The following is an 18,565-nucleotide window of genomic DNA, read 5'->3' as shown; positions in this document are numbered from 1 at the left end:
ATGAAATTTGCCAAATCGAAGACACTGCTAGCGGCTTGTCTCTTTGTGTCGTCAAACCCTGCTGCCGCGATGGAAACAGTATGCCGCTTTAACACCGAGTGCTTTGAGGGTGAAGACTGCACGTCGACCGAATATGATGTGACAATCACGGCGGATCCGGAAGCCGAGAGCGGGTTAGTCCTGCAAACAGGCTCGGAGACCTTGCGCGGAACCGGCATTCGGAAAGACGGTCCCGGACACACAATCTTTGTCGGCGACACCGCTCTGCACGTGATCTCGGCGTCAGACAACGGCACGGCGCGGTACACGGTTCATCTCGAAGGACCGATGACCATCACCTATCAGGGGACCTGCGAGGTCATGGAATAATGGACGTACTGAACGGCATCGTGGCTTTGGCCAATTTTGTCCTGATCCCGGCGATTGCCTATGGCAGTCAGTTGGCGCTCGGCGCGCTAGGGGTGACGTTGATCTACGGAATCCTGCGGTTCTCCAACTTTGCCCATGGCGATACAATGGCGGTGGGCACCATGTTTGCGGTGCTAACCACATGGGGTTTGCAGGCGATGGGGGTCAGCCTTGGTCCCCTCCCAACAGCTTTGCTGGCGATCCCATTTGGCATCGCGGGTGCGACAGCGCTGGTGCTTTTGACCGACAAGTACGTCTACAAGTTCTACCGCGCGCAGAAAGCCAAACCGGTGATCCTTGTAATTGTGTCTATGGGTGTGATGTTCATCTATAACGGCTTTACGCGCATCATCATCGGGCCAGACGACCACCGCTTTGCCGATGGAGAACGTTTCGTGATTTCGGCCCGCGAGTTCAAAGAATTGACGGGGTTGGCCGAGGGTTTGGCGTTGCGCACAAGTCAAGTGATCACGGTGATCACGGCCGTTGTCGTAGTGGCGGTGCTATTTTGGTTCTTGAACAAGACACGCACGGGTAAGTCCATGCGCGCCTTTTCCGACAACGAAGATCTGGCACTATTGTCGGGCATCAATCCCGAACGGGTGGTGTTTGTGACTTGGCTGATCGTCGCGTCCCTGGCCACAGTGGCGGGTGTGCTTTACGGGCTGGACAAATCGTTCAAGGCTTTCACTTATTTCCAGCTGCTCTTGCCAATCTTTGCGGCGGCCATCGTCGGTGGTTTGGGCAACCCTTTGGGCGCCATCGCCGGGGGCTTTGTCATCGCGTTTTCCGAGGTCGGGATCACCTATGCGTGGAAAAAAGTACTGGTCTATCTCATGCCCCCTGCCCTCGAACCTGACGGATTGGTGCAGATCCTGAGCACAGAATACAAGTTCGCGGTCAGCTTCGTGATCCTTGTGATTGTGCTTTTGTTCCGGCCGACCGGTCTGTTCCGGGGGAAATCGCTATGAGAACTGTTCTGCTTTTCGCGGCTGTGGCCTGTCTCATTCTGGGCACCGGATTTCTGCAAAGCTGGAACTCGGCATTGCTGATCCTGAACATGGGATTGATCAGCGCGGTAATGGCGCTGGGCGTGAACCTGCAATGGGGTCTGGCGGGACTGTTCAACGTCGGTGTGATGGGGTTCGTTGCGCTTGGCGGACTTGCAGTTGTACTGATTTCCATGCCGCCTGTGGGCGCTGCTTGGCAGGCTGGCGGCGGGAGTATCCTGCTGGGCCTCGTGCTTGGCGCTGCGACTATTGTGGCGGCGGTGCTGGTCTGGTCGCGCACTAGCGGCAAGCTGCGCGGCTGGGGCACGGCGGCGGTTCTGCTTGTGGGAATGGTGGTCTACCGCATGGTGCTGGACCCCGCCGTTCACGCGGTTGAGTCGGTGGACCCTGCGTTGGCGGGCTATTTGGGCGGGCTGGGCCTGCCGGTGTTGCTGGCCTGGCCTATTGGTGGCGTGCTGGCCGCTGGTGCAGCCTATGTAATCGGCAAAACGGCGCTGGGTTTGCGGTCGGACTATCTCGCCATCGCAACGCTTGGCATCGCCGAAATCGTAATTGCGATCTTAAAGAACGAAGATTGGCTGGCCCGCGGGGTTAAGAACGTGATCGGCCTGCCCCGCCCTGTGCCGTATGAGGTCGATCTGCAAAATGACCCAGCCTTTGTTGAGCGCGCAGCTGAGTTCGGGCTGGACGGAACGACTGCGTCCACGTTGTACGTTAAACTGGAATACGGGCTATTGTTTGCCGCTGTTCTGATCGTGCTGCTGGTCCTGTCGCAATTGGCGCTGAACAGCCCGTGGGGCCGTATGATGCGCGCGATCCGTGACAATGAGACCGCGGCGCGGGCTATGGGCAAAGATGTCACTGCGCGGCACTTGCAAGTGTTCATTCTTGGCTCGGCCATCTGCGGGGTTGCGGGGGCCATGATGACGACGCTGGATGGGCAGCTGACACCGGGCAGCTATCAGCCCTTGCGGTATACGTTCCTCATTTGGGTGATGGTGATTGTTGGCGGGTCTGGTAACAACCTTGGCGCAGTTCTGGGCGGTTTTCTGATCTGGTTCCTTTGGGTGCAGGTCGAACCGATGGGACAATTGATTATGTCATTGATCACTGCAGGTATGGCGGATGGTTCATGGCTTAAGGCGCATCTTATGGACAGCGTGCAACATATGCGTTTGCTGACCATGGGGATTATCCTGCTTCTGGTGCTCAGGTTGAACCCAAAAGGGCTCTTACCAGAGCGCTGAAGCCAGGCACGCCGGTATGAGACCTTTCGGCAAGTGACGGCGCAGAGCAAAACACCTAATCTGGAGGGACATGGCAGGTGTGCGCCGCGTCTGCCGAACGAACGACAGAAGAAAGCAGAGCAATGCGAGACATACCGACAGCCGCGCTGACCGCATTGGTGGTGGATGACCACCCGTTGTTCTGTGACGCGCTCATGCTGACACTTCGATCAATTGCGGATTTCGCGGAGATCCAGACAGCGGGCACACTCGATGCCTCTCTGGAAAAGGTAAATGCCGAAGATGAATTTGACCTGATCCTGCTTGATCTCAACCTGCCAGATGTGAACGGTCTGGACGGTCTTGTGCGGCTGCGCACAGCGACACCGAAATCGACCATCCTGATCGTGTCCTCGATGGCAGACAATCGGATGATCAGCCATGCTCTCAAGGCTGGGGCCAACGGCTTTGTGCCCAAGCATTCGCAGCGCGCAGTGTTCCGCAAAGCGTTTGATGCGGTGCGTCAAGGACAGTCTTTTGTACCTGATGGCTACATCGACCCGCAGGGACAGGACAACAATCGTGATGCCCCGGAAGAAGCGTTGTCGCGACTTGCTTCGCTCACAAACCAACAGGCGCGCATCCTGAACCTGATCTGCGAAGGCAAGCTGAATAAGCAAATCGCGTTTGATCTGTCGATTGCCGAAACCACGGTCAAAGCTCATGTCACGGCGATCATGCGCAAGCTGGGTGTTCACAGTCGGACCCAAGCCGTTTTGATCGCACAAGAAGCACGCTTTAACCGAGTCTTGCCAAGCGACGTCTGATCCTCCTATCATCCCTGATAGCCAACACTTGGGAACCAAAGAGTGGAAGGAAGCAGGGTTTTTCCTGAGACCATACGTTCTGAGACCGCCGAAGAGGTTATCGCAGTGGCGCAAGTGCGCTGTGATGATCCCGACTCTGCAGACCAAATAGCCGAACAACTTGGATTGGGACCATTCGAGCTTGTTTGTCTGTTTGTGTCTCCAGAGGCAGACTTTGATGCATTGGTCGCTGCAACTGCACACCGGTTTGGTGATGCGGATGTAGTGGCATGCACAACTGCCGGAGAAATTGGCCGTGGTGGCTATGAGGACGATCAGATCATTGCTGTGGCCTTTCGCAAAGATCACTTTAAAACTGCATCCTACGCTATTGTTGATCTTGATAAAATCGACGAACAGTCTGTTGCTGATACGTTGATCGACGCGCGTTTGACGCTGACCCAAGCAACACCTGGCTGGACATCGGAATTTGCGTTTCTCATGGTCGATGGCTTGAGCTTGCGCGAGGAACAATTGACCGCGTTCCTATCAGCCGGTCTTGGGCCGACTCCCCTGTTTGGTGGATCGTCTGGGGATGGCACACGGTTTGGACAGACATGGCTCGCACGCAATGGTGTCGTCATGAAGAACGCTGCAATCGTCGTGGTGGCGCGATGTGACAGGCCGGTGCGTGTGTTCAGCCTTGATCATCTTGTTCCAACCGACAAACGCATGGTGGTGACATCGGCCTCCCCGGACATACGGGTTGTGCATGAAATCAACGCTGAACCTGCAGCGCTTGAATATGCGCGGCTTCTAGGACTCGATCCACAGCAGTTGGATCAGTTTACCTTCGCCGAGCATCCTGTTGTTGTCAGGCTAGGCGATGCGCACCACGTGCGGGCGATCCAACAGGTCAAAGAGAACCACGATCTGGTGTTCTTTTCGGCCATCAACGAAGGCATGGTCCTGACGCTGGCCACACATGACGACATTGTCGCCCATCTGGATCGTGGGCTGACCGATTTGGCGAAACATGGTAAGCCCGAGTTCATTTTGGGCTGCGACTGCATCTTGCGCCGGATCGAAGCGGGCCGCATGCAAAAAACGCGTGCGGTTTCAGACGTGCTAAGCGCACACAACGTGGTTGGGTTTTCAACCTATGGCGAACAGATCGGCGCGCTGCATGTGAACCAGACGCTGACCGGCGTGGCGATTTATCCCCCTTTGACCGACGAGGCGACCCGTGTCCCTGATTGACCCCGGCGACAGTCTAGAACGCCAGAACGAAAAGCTGCTCAAGATTGCGGACAGTTTGATGCGGCGGGTGGAATACGGGACATCGCAGTCAGGCGCGGCCTACGCCCAGTTCGAACGTGCGGCACTGCTTGAGAAACGCGTCCGCGAACGCACGCTTGAACTTGAACGCACGCTTGACCTGCTGCATGACGCGAACGCGCAGCTTGGCCGCGCGAACGCAGAAACCGAAGCTGCACGCCGCAACCTTGCCGATGCGATCGAGACGATCTCGGAAGGGTTCGCCCTTTTTGACCCGGATGATGATCTGGTCATGTGTAATTCGCGCTTTTGCCGGGATTTCCGCGATACAGCAGGAGACCTTAAGCCCGGTTTGGCCTTTGACAGCTATGTGGACCGTGTTAGCCGATCTGCCTATTTACACCTGCCCGAGCACCAAGACCGCAATACGTGGTCAAAACTGCGCCGTCAGCGCCACAAAGACCGGCGTGTGATGTTCAATGTGCAACTGACGCAGGACCGCTGGTTACAAGTGTCAGAGCACCGCACGGCAAATGGTGGCACGGTGGTGCTTCAGACCGATATCACTGACATCATGCGCCTCGAGCGGCAGGAACAGGCCAAGCTGCGGGACAAACAAACGCGGATGATCCGCGCGACCCTGGATCACCTGAACCAAGGCGTGTGTATCTTCGACGAAAACGCGCGCCTGGCCGGATGGAACCAAAAGCTGGGCAGTCTGCTGGCGATCCCAGCACGGAGACTGCGGATCGGGGCATCGTTTATTGGATTGCTGGATGATCTGGACGACGAATTCCAGTTCACCCGCGGGATCGACCGCGCGTCTTTCCGACGCTGGGCCTTGGCAGATGGCTTGCGACAGCCCGTGTCTTTTGAAGTGCAGCGCGGCGACAGTATTGTGTTGCACATCTTTGGCCGCGCTATGCCAGACCGGGGCTTCGTGATTTCGTGCACCGATGTGACAGCAGAACGTGAAGCTGCGCAAAAACTATACGAACTGAACGAAATCCTTGAACAGCGCGTGATGGAACGCACGCTTGAGCTTGAAGACGCACTCAGCGCTGCGGAACGGGCCAACGCATCAAAATCGCGGTTTGTGGCAGCAGCCAGCCACGACCTGTTGCAGCCGTTGTCCGCTGCGAAACTGTTTATGGCGTCGCTGTCGGACAAGATTGAAACACCCAACGAACAGGCTGTGCTTGAAAAAGCTGAAACCGCCTTGGGTGCCGCTGAACAGATCATCGACGCCCTGCTGAACATTTCAAAGCTGGAAACGGACGGATTGAGTTTCGACATTCGCCCGGTCGCTCTACGCGAAATCTTTGACCCGCTGCGCGATGAGATGGAAATGATGGCTGCGCAAAAGGGCCTGACTTTACGTATTGTGGACAGCTCGCATGTGGTCGAATCCGATCCCTCGTATTTGCGCCGGATCGTCCAAAACCTGCTGACCAACGCGATCCGCTATACAGACACAGGCCGTATTGTGGTCGGGGCCCGCCGCAACGGCGATTCCGCGCGGATCGAGGTTTGGGACACCGGGCCTGGCATTGCCGAAGAGGATCAAAATTCGATCTTTGAAGAGTTCCGCCGTTTGGACACGAAGGCCAGCAACAATGACGGGCTGGGTTTGGGCTTGGCCATCGTGGAACGCGCCTGTGCGCGACTGGGCCATCCGCTTGGGCTTTGGTCGGAAGTCGGGCGCGGGTCGTGCTTTATGTTGAACGTCCCGCTGGCACGACATGCTCAGCCAAACGCTCCGGCAAAGTCGCGCAATGCGTCGTCGATGAGCTTGCTCAAATCTGGTTTGATCGTTCTCTTGGTCGAAAACGACCCACAACTCCGGCGCGCAATGTCAATTTTAATCGAAAGCTGGGGCGTCAGCGTCATTGAAAGCGAAGACGCCGAAAGCGCACTTGATCTGATGGAAGACCTGCAAATTACTCCAGATGCATTATTGCTGGACTACCAACTTGGCGACGGCGCAACGGGAACCGAACTGTACGAGGAGCTGACCCGCCGTCTGGGCCGCCTGCCCTGCGCCATCGTATCAGCTGAGCGGTCGGCCTATCTGCGGCAGGAAACCAAAAGGCTAGAGGTTGAATTGCTGCTCAAACCTCTGGACCGGACCAAAATGATCGAATTCCTTTATGCCGCCGCGCGCGAACTTGCGATCTAGGCTTACTCGGCCACTTGCCTTCCGGTCTCGGCCTCTGGTGACACCAGATAGTCTTTTACGCGTTCCGCAATCGTGTCAGGCCAGCGGCGGGTGCGCAGAGCCACTGCTTCGGACAGAACCAACGTACCCGTGACGGACACGCGCGTCTCAGCGCCGGTTGTTGCGCTGAGTTCAAGCCACATGCTGCTACGTCGCAGTTCACGCACAGACAGCCGCCATTTCAGACGGTCACCCAAACGGCTTGGTGCGGGGAATTCAGCCGTGATATTCACAAAGGGCAAGGACAGCCCATCGCTTCCCTGAATTTGGCTCATCGGCCAATCCAGCGCCTCGTCCAGCCAGTTTTCGATAACGGTGTGTACCATGTCAAAGTACCGGGGCAAGAAAACGATGCCCGAGGTTTCGCAATCGCGAAGCATTACGTCATGAACATATTTATATGCCGGCATCCCGGATCGTCCTGTACAAGTCGTCTTTTTGTGTCCTTACCAGCGGATGGCCCGCTCGGTATTCCATTGTATTCCAGAACAACCATGAACATTTCAACTTATTTTGTTAAGCTCGCCCATCATATTGGCACGACAAAAGTCGTAGATGCGCCTGCAGAATGCCGATCACCGAGCGATCACAATATCCGCACGGAGCCCGCCCATCTTGTCACTTTCACCAAGGCGCAGCACGCCGCCATGCGCACGAGCAATGTCTGCTGCGATGGCGAGGCCAAGGCCTACGCCTGATCCCTTGTCTTGGTTGCGCGCAGGATCAAGCCGTACAAATGGGCGCACAGCTGCGTCCCGTTGATCAGCGGCAATGCCCGGGCCATCGTCTTCGATCCGAATGCGTAGGGATTTTTCCGTCAAAGCAACCGATACTTCACAGCAAGAGCCATAGCGTTCCGCGTTACCAATCAGGTTCTCGATCGCGCGCCGCATTGCCATCGTCCGTAGCATCACATCACCCTCACCGACCGTTTCGACCAGTTCAACTGGCGTGCCTGCGCGTGCGCAGTCGTCAACCACCCCTTGAACAAAATCGGGGAAAGCCGTGACGACAGGCTGCGCACTGTCAGCATTGCCCCGCGCGAAATCGAGAAACGCGTCGATCAACTTTTGCATATCGTCAATATCGCGCTCGAGCGGTTCACGATCTTCATCCGACAGCATCGAAACTGCCAGACGCAAACGTGTCAGTGGGGTGCGCAGATCATGGCTGATCCCCGATAGCATCATCGTGCGTTGCTCGATCTGTCGCTCGATCCGGGCGCGCATGTCGAGAAACGCATGCCCAGCAGACCGCACCTCGACCGCACCTGAGGGCGAATAGGGCACGTTGCGGCCCCGACCAAACGCCTCGGCCGCGCCAGCAAGCCGGGTGATGGGTCGCAATTGATTGCGTAAGTAAAGATAGGCGATCAGCGTCATCAACGCGCCGAACACCACCATATTGACCAGCAACTGGTGCGGGTTCGCCGCCGATGCCCGTTCGCGAGCGAATTCGATCTTTTTGAGAGGCTCACCGTCACGTGCAACCCAGACATAGACTGTCCAATCGTCCACCAGATGGGCACGTTCGAACCCTGCAATATGGGATCGCAGCGTACGGATCAAAACGATGCCCGAAAAATCGTACCAGCGGCGCAAATCTTCGGTTGGCATGTCCCCTAACGAAGTCGGCAGGAAATCAAGGCTCAGCGATTGCGCAACAGCCGGGTCATCCACCCATCGCGGATCAAGCGCAGTGTTGATCTGCCGCGAAATCTCACGGCTCATTTGTTCAGTCACGCCTTCAAAATGGCGCTGGATGAACACCACAGACACAACGAGTTGCAATGTGACCACCGGCAAAACGAGGATCAAGGCAGCACGCCCGTAAAGCCCGCGTGGCATATAGCGTTTGAGCCAGTCAAATGTCATGCAGCCACGCTACTCCACACTCTGGGAAAACGGAATGTCCCTGCGCGACAGGGATTGCATTTCCCCGCAAGCGCTGTTGCTGTTGCCGGTATGATGCAAGATCCCCAACCCGATTTCCGCCCGGCGCCCGGTGTTGCCGAGACCATGGCCCCCGGTTTACGCCGGGTTCTGGCGCCGAACCCGTCTCCAATGACGTTTCGGGGAACCAACACCTATGTGCTGGGCGACAGCGATTTGGCGATCATCGACCCAGGCCCACAGAATGAATCACACCTTCACGCCATTCTGCAAGCTATTGGTAATAATAATGTATCCGCGATATTGGTCACGCACGCCCATATCGATCATTCCCCTTTGGCCAAGGCATTGTCCCAAAAAGTCGATGCGCCCGTGTATGCGTTCTCTGATGCATCCGGCGGACGTAGCGTGGTGATGCAACAACTTGCCAAATCCGGTTTGATTGGTGGCGGCGAAGGAGTTGATGAGAGCTTTGTTCCCGACATCTGTCTTGCCGATGGTGATGAGGTTTCCAGCACGGATTGGTCCCTGCGCGCCATCCACACACCGGGGCATTTCGGCAATCACCTAAGCTTTGCGTGGAATAAAACACTGTTCTGCGGCGATCTTGTGATGGGATGGGCCAGTTCATTGGTATCGCCCCCGGATGGTGACCTAACCGACTTCATGGCCTCATGTCGGCGTCTGCGGGCCAAGGACTGGTCAGTTTTCCATGCCGGCCACGGCGCCCCTATTTCCGCCCCGTCCGAACGGCTCGACTGGTTGATCGCGCACCGTATGTCACGGGAATCTGCAGTGCTTGAAGCACTCAACGATGGCCCCGCGACCAGCGCCACCCTCGCTGCTCGTATCTACACCGAAACTCCGGCAGCTCTTTTGCCAGCTGCCACACGTAACGTTTTGGCGCATCTTTTTGATTTACATATGAAAAATCAAGTCAAGCCAATTGGAAATCTGCACGCAGACGCCCAATTCAAACTGATCTGACACCGAACGCATTTTTTTCACAAAACCCTCTGGACGCGCCCCACCACTGTTGCTACACCCCACGTCGTGGTCCGGCGTAGCTCAGCGGTAGAGCAGTTGACTGTTAATCAATTGGTCGTAGGTTCGATCCCTACCGCCGGAGCCAAAACTTCCTAGAAAACAATCGCTTAGATTGGTCTGCGTCCGCGGATTGTGGAAGATTTGGTATATTCCTTGTTGGGAGCACGTCCCCGTTCAAACAGCACGTCGACCGCCAGGGATTGCGTCGTCGACAGGCGGTTCAAAACGTGCGTTTGGCCGGATATCCGATGCCGGGATCGCAAAACTATGCGCATCTATTGACGGCGTATCCCTTTGACATGGATGCACATTTAGGTCACCGCTTGGTCATCACCTTGCGGAGCCTCCCATGTCGAATAATCCTCTGTTGCAGCCATATCAGCTTAAACATCTGACCCTGCGCAACCGCATCATGACCACCAGCCACGAACCCGCCTACCCCGAGGATGGCATGCCCAAAGAACGCTACGCCGCGTATCATGCCGAACGCGCCAAAGCGGGGGTTGCATTGGCGATGACCGCCGGGTCGGCGGCTGTGTCCAAAGACAGCCCGCCAGTGTTCAACAACATCCTTGCCTACAAAGACGAGGTGGTGCCGTGGATCCGACAACTGACTGACGCCTGTCACGATCACGGGTGCGCGGTGATGATTCAGCTTACCCATCTCGGCCGTCGCACCGCGTGGAACAAGGGCGATTGGCTGCCGTCGGTGTCATCGTCAAGACACCGCGAACCAGCGCACCGGGCGTTTCCCAAACTGGCCGAAGACTGGGACATCGAACGCATCATCTCTGACTTCGCCGACGCCACGGAACGGATGAAAGCTGGCGGCATGGATGGGATCGAATTGCAGGTATACGGTCACCTACTCGACCAGTTCTGGTCACCGCTGACCAATGATCTGGACGGGCCTTACGGGGGCCAGACGCTCGACAGCCGAATGAAGCTGCTCATGGACGTGCTCACAGGCATCCGTAAACGAGTCGGCGGCGAGTTTCTGATTGGCCTCCGCTACACCGCCGACGAGGCCGAGGCGGGCGGGATCACTCCAGATGACGGGATCGAGATCTCGAAACGGCTGGCGGCCACCGGCATGGTTGATTTTCTGAACGTGATCCGGGGGCGCATTCATACCGATCCGGCGATGACCGACGTGATCCCCGTGCAAGGCATGAAAAACGCGCCGCACCTGGATTTCGCGGGGGCGGTCAAAGCGGCGACCGGCATGCCGACTTTCCATGCCTCCAAAATCCCTGATGTGGCAACCGCCCGTCATGCGGTGCAGGCCGGGTTGCTTGACATGGTCGGCATGACCAGAGCGCACATGGCCGATCCACATATCGTAAAAAAGATCATCGAAGGTCGCGAGGATGACATTCGCCCCTGTGTCGGCGCCACCTACTGTCTTGACCGCATCTATGCGGCGGGTGAAGCGCTGTGCATCCACAATCCGGCCACGGGCCGCGAACTGACTATGCCGCACGACATAACGCCTGCTGCAACACGCAAAAAGGTAGTGATCGTGGGTGCGGGACCAGCCGGGTTGGAGGCCGCGCGCGTCGCAGCAGAGCGCGGCCACGCAGTGACCGTGTTTGAGGCGCAACCCGATCCCGGTGGTCAGGTCCGCCTGACAGCCCAAAACCCACGCCGTCGCGAGATGATCAGCATCATCGACTGGCGTATGGCGCAATGTGCGGCGCGGGACGTGGAATTCCGTTTCAACACCTGGGCCGATGTGACCGATGTGATCGCGCTGAACCCGGACGTGGTGATCGTCGCCACCGGCGGGCTGCCCAACACCGAGCTTTTCGAACAAGGCCGCGACCAAGAACTTGTCGTGACCACGTGGGACATCATTGCGGGCGACGTCAAACCAGCTCAAAATATTTTGATCTATGACGAAAGCGGCGATCATCCCGGACTGATGGCTGCCGAGGTTGCCGCCAATTCGGGCAGCACCGTTGAGGTAATGACCCCGGATCGCACCTTTGCACCAGATATCATGGCAATGAATCTCGTGCCTTATATGCGCGCACTTCAGGACAAGGACGTGACGTTCACTGTCACCAGACGCCTTCGGGACGTGCAGCGTGAGGGCAACATGCTCAAGGCGGTGATCGGTACCGATTACAGCGACCACACATATGAAAAGACCTACGATCAGGTGGTTGTAAACTACGGGACCATGCCGCTCGATGATCTGTATTTCGACCTGAAACCGCTGTCGTCCAATAGCGGCGCAGTGGATTACGACGCGTTGATCGAAGGACGTGCGCAAAGCTTGAAGCTGGATCAAGCTGGCACGTTTCAATTGTTCCGCATCGGCGATGCGGTGAGCGCGCGCAACACACATGCGGCGATCTACGACGCGCTGAGGCTGGTCAGGGATATCTGAGAGGCACCCAACCTTTTCAGGTCGAGAACCTCTGCCCCCGGTCCCCCCAGCCTTCGGCGCTGTAGTGCACGAGCGCGGCTTCCAAAGCGTCAACCAAGCCGGACGCGAGCCGGGACAAAGGTGTATCCGGTCGCGTCAAAAGACAGGCCCCTACGCGGATCTCCGGCACAAACGGACGCACAACCAAGCTATGATCAGCCATCGACAGCGCGGTAAAGCGGTCCACTATGGCAACGCCCATCCCGACACTGCCCAAAACAGCGGATGTGTGGCAATATCGGACAATAACGCGCGGTAGATAGGGCACTCCATGGGCCTGAAACGCATAGCGAAGAAGCACGCCAAGGCGGGACACCTGATCAAGTCCGATATGCCCATGTGTGGCGCAGTCTTTGGGTGTAATCACCTCGGCCTGTGCCAACGGATGGTCGGACGGCACCATCGCGACCATCTGTTCGGATTGCAGTACCCGCACATCGACGGCCTGATGGCTTTCCATACCTAACACAAGCCCCAAGTCGGCAGAGCCAACCTCGACCTCTTCGATCACATGCTCCATCCGGCGGACGTCGTATTCTACCGTCACACCGGGTCGGTCTGCCAAATAGCTGCGCAGAACCTTGGGGATCACCGAATGCCCCAAGGGCGGTGTGGCCATGATCCGCAGATTGCCCGCAGTTCCATTGCGCAGATCCTGCACATGGGTTTCCACCGACCGCAGTTGCAGCAACACAGGCTCGACCCGCGCAAACAGGCTGCGGGCCTCTTCGGTGGGTTGAAGCCGCTGGCTGCGTCGCTCGAAAAGGCTGAACCCCAGTTGCTTTTCAAGTTGTTTGATGGACAGAGACACAGCCGGTTGGCTGACACCAAGGTCTTCGGCGGCATCCACGGTTGTGCGGTGCAACATCACCGACCCGAACACTTCAAGCAATCGCAACGACAGATCGTTCTTGCGGGTGACGCGCATCCCTCAGCCTGCAAACAGCGCGCCAAGCGCCATGGCCACAGCTGCCTGTGTAGGGTCGATCACCGGAATCCCGAGCTTGGCCTCAAGCCCAGGTCGGTGCCGCGCCATGCCCGCACACCCAAGAATGATGGCCCCTGCCCCCTGCTCTTTCAGCGTAGTTCCAACCTCGACCAGCCGTTCGAAAGTCCGTTCGCCGCGCGCGCTTTCATCGACACTCATGTTCAGCGGAATTTCACACGCCAACCGGTCGAGCACTTGCATCCGCGCCATCGTGCGGCGGTGACGCTGAACCGACGCTTCGGCAATCGCGATCACACCGAACCGGTCGGCCCGCGCCATCGCGGTAAGAACGCCGCTTTCCTGAATGCCAAACACGGGCTGCGGCACGACAGAGCGACAGGCATCAAGCCCCGGATCAGAGTAGCACGCGATCACAAAGGCCCCGGCGTCGGGACGTGATTGCACCAGTTTCGCCAGTGGCAAGACAACACTGTCAGAGTCGAGCTGGCTTTCGACGCCAAAAGGCCCTTCGGCCAACGTCAAACATTCAATGTCCGGTCCACCCGGAAGATCAAACGCCGCAAGCGCATCCTTGAGCCCATCCGTCACCGCCTGATTGGAGTTCGGGTTGATGACCACGATGGGCGCGCTCATGTCAGGATCTCCGCACCGAAATTGGTGGTTGGGTCAGTCTCAGGCAACCGCGTCCCGGTCAGCCCAGACAGATCACTGCGACCGCGTTTGACAAACGCCCCATCGCCCGGTTTTGCGACCAGTTTCCCTTGATCTACCACGCGCTGTCCGCGCGTGAGGACGGTGACTGGCCAGCCAGTAACCTCCATCCCTTCAAACGGGTTGTAGTCCATCGCATCATGCATTGCGCCCGCGATACGAGTTTCGGTCGGATCCCAGATAGCGATGTCGGCATCCGCGCCAATGGCCAAAGTGCCCTTTGTCGGGTGCATCCCATAAAGACGCGCGGCATTGGTCGAGGACAAAGCAACGAATTGATTAAGATTGATTCTGCCCTTCACAACCCCTTCGGAAAACAGCAGCGGCAAGCGCATCTCAATCCCTGGCATGCCGTTGGCAATCTTGCGGAAATCAACATCGCGCCCGTTGGCGAACTTGCCGCTGTCATCAAAGCGGTATGGCGCGTGATCCGAAGACACGACACTGAACGTGCCACCCGCGATATGCCGCCAAAGCACATCTTGCGTATGACTGTCGCGCAAAGGCGGCGAGCAGATGTATTTCGCGCCTTCCTTACCCGGACGGTCGATATCATCACGAGTCAGGAACAGGTATTGCGGGCAGGTTTCGCCGAACACGTAAGCACCGTCAGCGCGCGCTTCGGCGACCAGTGACGCGCCTTTGGGCGTGGACACATGCACGATCATCAGTGGCGCATTGGTCAACTTGGACAAGCTGATCGCCCGGTTGATCGCCTCTTCCTCGGCCAAAGCCGGGCGCGCGGGCGCGTGAAACTTTGGATCAGTATAGCCCTTTTCGGCCAAGGCCGTTGCCATCCACGTCAACATGTCGTGGTTTTCAGCGTGCACCATGGTCAACCCACCGTGACGGCGCGCAACGGTCAGGATGTCCAGAAACTGCGCATCGCTGACACGGGTGGCATAGGTCATAAACACCTTGAACGACGTGATGCCCCGGTCAAACACTTCAGGCAATTCAGCCAGCACATCCGGGTTCGGGTCCGTCAGGATCAGGTGATAGGAATAGTCGATGACCGATTTTGGCGCGGCGCGGCCATCATACGTGGCCAGCGTGTCTGCCACGCTTTGCCCGGTTTTCTGTGCGGCAAAGGGAACAAAACATGAATTGCCCCCAAACGCAGCCGAGATCGAGCCGGTTTCGTAGTCATCCGAGGTCATCAGCCCCATGCCGCTTTCCTGCGCGATATGGCAGTGCGCTTCGATCCCGCCCGGCAAAACCAGCTTGTCGGTGGCATCGATCATGTCATCGCCCGTCAGGTCATAGCCCAATGTGACGATCTTGCCGTCGCGGATACCAATATCGGCGCGAAAGGTTTCAGATGCGGTGGCCAATGTGCCGCCCTTGATCACCAGATCATGGTGCATGGTGTTCTCCTGTTGTCTGCGCCAACGGGCTTATCCCAGCGCCGCCAGTTTCCGGTCCAGCCTGTTCATCAGCCGTGTCAGTTCGTCATGATCTGCCTGTGTCATCGACGGTCCAGGCGCGCGCACCTTTGGCGCGGCCAGCACGCCGCGCCGGTGTAAAATTTCCTTACGAATTGCGAGGCCAATCCCCAGCTGCTGTTCATAGCGCACCATGGGCAGATAAGCATCGAACAGGTCTTCCGCGCCCTCCACATCTCCAGCTTTGTGCCGCGCCACCACCTGAACCAGCATCTCGGGATAGGCAAAGCCTGTCATCGCGCCATCCGCACCACGCTGCAGTTCCTGCGGCAGGAACAAGGCCGCGTTGCCCGTCAGGATCGACAAACGCGGCGTATCGGTGGTTCCTGTTTCCGCCCGCACCCGCGACAGCTTGTTAAGCCCCGGCCAATCTTCGTGTTTAAGCATGACAATCTGATCATGATCCCGGGTCAGATCGAGGATCGTCTCGACACTGAACTGCACGCCTGTGGTTTGTGGGTAATCCTGCAGGCAAACCGGCACATCCGACCCAAGCGCCGCGCAGACCTGCGCGAAATAACCCTTGAGTTTGACCTCGGTCGCAAGCCCCGGCATCGGAGCGACCATAACACCTGCGGCGCCTGCATCCATCACGCTGTGCGACAGCCGCGCCATATTATCGAGCCCCGCACCGGACACGCCGACCACAACAGGCACCCGGCCCGCGACACGTTCCAGAATATGCTTGGCAAAGGTTGCCGATTCCTCGCCAGACAGCTTGGGCGCTTCGCCCATGATGCCAAGGATGGTCATACCCGACACACCACAGTCGAGGTAGAAATCAACCATCCGGTCGGTGCTGTCCAAATCCAGCGCACCGTCGCTTGAAAACGGTGTCGCGGCGATGATGAACACGCCTTCAGACTGCCTGTCGATCCGTTGTGTCATGTGTCGTCCTCCCTTGTGGTGTTGGATCGATACGGCTCTGGTATGCTGTGCCGTTCGATATCTTCCAACCGAGCATATCGGTCCGCGAAAAGCCGCGCGACCGGATAATCATCTGCCCAATCGACATACATAGTGTTTGCGTCCACCAATCCGTCACGAGTTGCCAGGCCAACAGCACGACCCAAGAGGATCGACCGCTCTGCGCTAAGCGACAGCGCCATCATACGTTCGCATTCAATCGCAACCGGCGCATCCGCGAGCCGCGGAGGTTTGACACGACCCGACGGGGCCAGTTTCAGACCAAGCGCAGAGGGTTCGCTTTCCCCCGGATCATAGGACGCTGCCGTGCCCACCATATCCGCGACCAGAGCGGGCGTTGCCAGATTGACCACAAATTCCCCCGTCGCGTCGATGTTACGCGTGGTGTCCTTGGGGCTGCCATCGGGTTTGTGCTGCAAACCCAGAATGATCAGCGCCGGGTCTTGGCCGAACACGTTGAAAAACGAATAGGGTGCTGCATTGACAATACCTTGGGCATCCATTGTCGTCACCCATGCCACAGGCCGCGGAATGACAAGCGCCGACAGCAGCTTGTAGCGATCCTGCGCGCTGATGCTGTCCAGATCCAAAAGGTCGGTCATGCGTCGGGCAACACAACGCCAGTTTGCGTGCCAATCCGCTGATAATGCTCGATCCGGCGATGACGGCCAAAGTCAAAGATTGTGCTTTTGCCGAAATTGCACGCGTCCATATCGCAGGCATGCACGATCAGTTCATCGTTTTCACTCTCGGCGCGCGCCATGACATAGCCGTTTGGATCAACGATGATCGACCCGCCCATAAGCGGATGGCCATCTTCGTCGCCGGCCTTGGCAACACCCACAACCCAAGTGGCATTTTGATAGGCCCCGGCGGTCATCGACAGGTCAGAATGATAAAGCCGCTTATCCAAACCTTCGTCCGACATCTGGCTGTTCACCGACGGCGTATTGTAACCAAGCATGACCAACTCAACGCCCTGCAAACCCATCTCGCGGTACACTTCGGGCCAGCGGCGATCGTTGCAGATGCACATCCCCATCATCGCATCCATGTTGCGCCAGACGGGAAAGCCCAAATCGCCAGGTTCGAAATAGCGCTTTTCCAAGTGCTGAAAGGCGCGTTCAGTGTCGAATTCCGAATGCCCCGGCAAATGCACCTTGCGGTATTTGCCGATGATATTCGCGTCGCGGTCTGTCAGGATAGACGTGTTGAAGTGATGGCCGTCCGGCGTCTTTTCAGCATAACCAAAACTGATCGCCATGTTTGCCGCCTTAGCCGCATCGAACAGCCGGCGGGTGGCGTCATTCGGCATTTCGCTTTCGAACCATGTATCGACCTCGGCTTGGTCTTCCATATACCAGCGTGGAAAGAATGTGGTCAGCGCCAGTTCAGGAAAAACCACCAGATCGCACCCTGCGCCTTTGGCCTGATGCAACAGCGCGAGCATGCGATCCACAACCGCTTTGCGCGTATCGGCCTTTTGGATTGCACCCAGCTGCGCGCCTCCGATCACGATTTCCCGCATAGTGACTCTCCTTGGTTGATCATGCGTTCAAACTTCTGCCAAAGCGGCTGACGACGCGCACCAGCGGCCAAAGCAGCACCAGATAGACAAGAGCTGCCAGCACGATGGGCGAGGCGTTATAGGTGATTGACCGCGCCATATCGGCGGCATGGAGCATTTCGCCCAGCGACACGACCGACGCGAGCGATGTGAGCTTGATGACCTCAATTGTGTTGGACAAGAGATCGGGCAACACGTTGCGCACCGCTTGAGGTAAAACGACATAGGTCAGTGTCTGCGGAGCTGTCAGGCCAGTGGACCGTGCCGCCTCACTTTGACCGTAGCCGACGGACTGAATGCCAGCTCTGAAGATTTCACCATAATAGGCTGAGTTATTGAGAAAAAAGGCGATCACAACTGCCATGAATGGCGACAATTGAAGCCCGGCAAAAGGCAATCCGGCATAGACAAAGATCAATAACACCAGCGGCGGGATGGCGCGAAAGAAATCCACCAACGCGATCACCGGCCACCTGATCCAGCGTGTTTTCGAGGCTGATCCCAGCGCGGCCAGCAATCCGCCAACCAATCCCATCGGAATCACTGCAAGACAGATAAGCAGCGTCATCCCCAAGCCCTGCAGGATCATCGGCCACGCGGCCATCATGATCTCGACGTTGAAGAATTGTTCGATCATCTGGTCCATG

Annotated in this window: 17 protein-coding genes and 1 tRNA gene; 9 read left to right on the top strand and 9 right to left on the bottom strand. The window is 57.5% G+C overall.

Features of this window, described 5'->3' with window-relative positions:
* The 6 genes from ACTG4M_RS07165 to ACTG4M_RS07140 all read left to right on the top strand — a co-directional run bounded on the left by ACTG4M_RS07165 (position 1) and on the right by ACTG4M_RS07140 (position 6,907).
* The gene (locus ACTG4M_RS07165; protein ID WP_439122963.1) at positions 1 to 369 is read left to right on the top strand and encodes a hypothetical protein; all 369 of its coding nucleotides are present in this window, start codon (positions 1 to 3) and stop codon (positions 367 to 369) included.
* The gene (locus tag ACTG4M_RS07160; protein ID WP_439122962.1) at positions 369 to 1,379 is read left to right on the top strand and encodes a branched-chain amino acid ABC transporter permease; all 1,011 of its coding nucleotides are present in this window, start codon (positions 369 to 371) and stop codon (positions 1,377 to 1,379) included. Before ACTG4M_RS07165 ends, ACTG4M_RS07160 begins: the two co-directional genes overlap by 1 nt.
* On the top strand, positions 1,376 to 2,665 hold the full coding sequence (locus ACTG4M_RS07155; RefSeq protein ID WP_439122961.1) for a branched-chain amino acid ABC transporter permease: 1,290 nt from the start codon (positions 1,376 to 1,378) through the stop codon (positions 2,663 to 2,665). Before ACTG4M_RS07160 ends, ACTG4M_RS07155 begins: the two co-directional genes overlap by 4 nt.
* Before the next feature lie 122 nt (positions 2,666 to 2,787).
* A complete protein-coding gene (locus ACTG4M_RS07150; protein WP_439122960.1) occupies positions 2,788 to 3,471 on the top strand; it encodes a response regulator in 684 nt (227 codons plus the stop codon).
* A gap of 42 nt (positions 3,472 to 3,513) precedes the next feature.
* The gene (locus tag ACTG4M_RS07145; protein ID WP_439122959.1) at positions 3,514 to 4,710 is read left to right on the top strand and encodes an FIST N-terminal domain-containing protein; all 1,197 of its coding nucleotides are present in this window, start codon (positions 3,514 to 3,516) and stop codon (positions 4,708 to 4,710) included.
* Entirely contained in the window at positions 4,697 to 6,907 is a 2,211-nt protein-coding gene (locus ACTG4M_RS07140; protein WP_439122958.1) for a PAS-domain containing protein, read from the top strand. Before ACTG4M_RS07145 ends, ACTG4M_RS07140 begins: the two co-directional genes overlap by 14 nt.
* 2 nt (positions 6,908 to 6,909) lie before the next feature.
* Here the strand turns inward: ACTG4M_RS07140 and ACTG4M_RS07135 are convergent, their stop codons facing one another.
* Positions 6,910 to 7,272 (bottom strand): acyl-CoA thioesterase, encoded by a 363-nt coding sequence (locus ACTG4M_RS07135; RefSeq protein ID WP_439122957.1) that lies wholly within the window; start codon positions 7,270 to 7,272, stop codon positions 6,910 to 6,912.
* 249 nt (positions 7,273 to 7,521) lie between these two features.
* The gene (locus ACTG4M_RS07130) at positions 7,522 to 8,820 is read right to left on the bottom strand and encodes an ATP-binding protein (RefSeq protein WP_439122956.1); all 1,299 of its coding nucleotides are present in this window, start codon (positions 8,818 to 8,820) and stop codon (positions 7,522 to 7,524) included.
* Between the two features lie 93 nt (positions 8,821 to 8,913).
* Here ACTG4M_RS07130 and ACTG4M_RS07125 point away from each other — a divergent pair, with 93 nt between their 5' ends.
* The 3 genes from ACTG4M_RS07125 to ACTG4M_RS07115 all read left to right on the top strand — a co-directional run bounded on the left by ACTG4M_RS07125 (position 8,914) and on the right by ACTG4M_RS07115 (position 12,280).
* Entirely contained in the window at positions 8,914 to 9,825 is a 912-nt protein-coding gene (locus ACTG4M_RS07125) for an MBL fold metallo-hydrolase (protein WP_439122978.1), read from the top strand.
* 70 nt (positions 9,826 to 9,895) lie between these two features.
* Positions 9,896 to 9,970: transfer RNA gene (locus tag ACTG4M_RS07120), tRNA-Asn, on the top strand.
* Positions 9,971 to 10,234: 264 nt separating this feature from the next.
* A complete protein-coding gene (locus ACTG4M_RS07115) occupies positions 10,235 to 12,280 on the top strand; it encodes an FAD-dependent oxidoreductase (RefSeq protein WP_439122955.1) in 2,046 nt (681 codons plus the stop codon).
* A gap of 16 nt (positions 12,281 to 12,296) precedes the next feature.
* Here ACTG4M_RS07115 and ACTG4M_RS07110 read toward each other — a convergent pair whose 3' ends face one another.
* The 7 genes from ACTG4M_RS07110 to ACTG4M_RS07080 are packed head-to-tail and all read right to left on the bottom strand — an operon-like array spanning position 12,297 to position 18,564.
* Entirely contained in the window at positions 12,297 to 13,247 is a 951-nt protein-coding gene (locus tag ACTG4M_RS07110) for a LysR family transcriptional regulator (protein WP_439122954.1), read from the bottom strand.
* A 3-nt stretch (positions 13,248 to 13,250) separates the two neighbouring features.
* Positions 13,251 to 13,901 carry an aspartate/glutamate racemase family protein gene (locus ACTG4M_RS07105; protein ID WP_439122953.1) on the bottom strand — a complete coding sequence of 217 codons (651 nt, stop codon included), beginning with the start codon at positions 13,899 to 13,901 and terminating at the stop codon, positions 13,251 to 13,253.
* A complete protein-coding gene (gene hydA / locus ACTG4M_RS07100) occupies positions 13,898 to 15,346 on the bottom strand; it encodes a dihydropyrimidinase (RefSeq protein WP_439122952.1) in 1,449 nt (482 codons plus the stop codon). The genes ACTG4M_RS07105 and hydA overlap by 4 nt, the downstream gene beginning before the upstream one ends.
* A 30-nt stretch (positions 15,347 to 15,376) precedes the next feature.
* Positions 15,377 to 16,312 (bottom strand): dihydrodipicolinate synthase family protein, encoded by a 936-nt coding sequence (locus ACTG4M_RS07095; RefSeq protein ID WP_439122951.1) that lies wholly within the window; start codon positions 16,310 to 16,312, stop codon positions 15,377 to 15,379.
* Positions 16,309 to 16,953, bottom strand: coding sequence for a flavin reductase family protein (locus ACTG4M_RS07090; RefSeq protein WP_439122950.1), 645 nt, complete (start codon positions 16,951 to 16,953; stop codon positions 16,309 to 16,311). The genes ACTG4M_RS07095 and ACTG4M_RS07090 overlap by 4 nt, the downstream gene beginning before the upstream one ends.
* A complete protein-coding gene (locus ACTG4M_RS07085; RefSeq protein ID WP_439122949.1) occupies positions 16,950 to 17,879 on the bottom strand; it encodes an N-carbamoyl-D-amino-acid hydrolase in 930 nt (309 codons plus the stop codon). Before ACTG4M_RS07085 ends, ACTG4M_RS07090 begins: the two co-directional genes overlap by 4 nt.
* A gap of 19 nt (positions 17,880 to 17,898) precedes the next feature.
* Entirely contained in the window at positions 17,899 to 18,564 is a 666-nt protein-coding gene (locus tag ACTG4M_RS07080; protein WP_439122948.1) for an amino acid ABC transporter permease, read from the bottom strand.
* Between the last annotated feature and the right edge of the window lies 1 nt (position 18,565).

This window comes from Marivita sp. (assembly GCF_965656765.1).
Classification (GTDB): domain Bacteria; phylum Pseudomonadota; class Alphaproteobacteria; order Rhodobacterales; family Rhodobacteraceae; genus Marivita.
The sequence above is the reverse complement of the archived record's forward strand: the minus strand, read 5'-3'. Positions and strand labels throughout refer to the sequence as shown.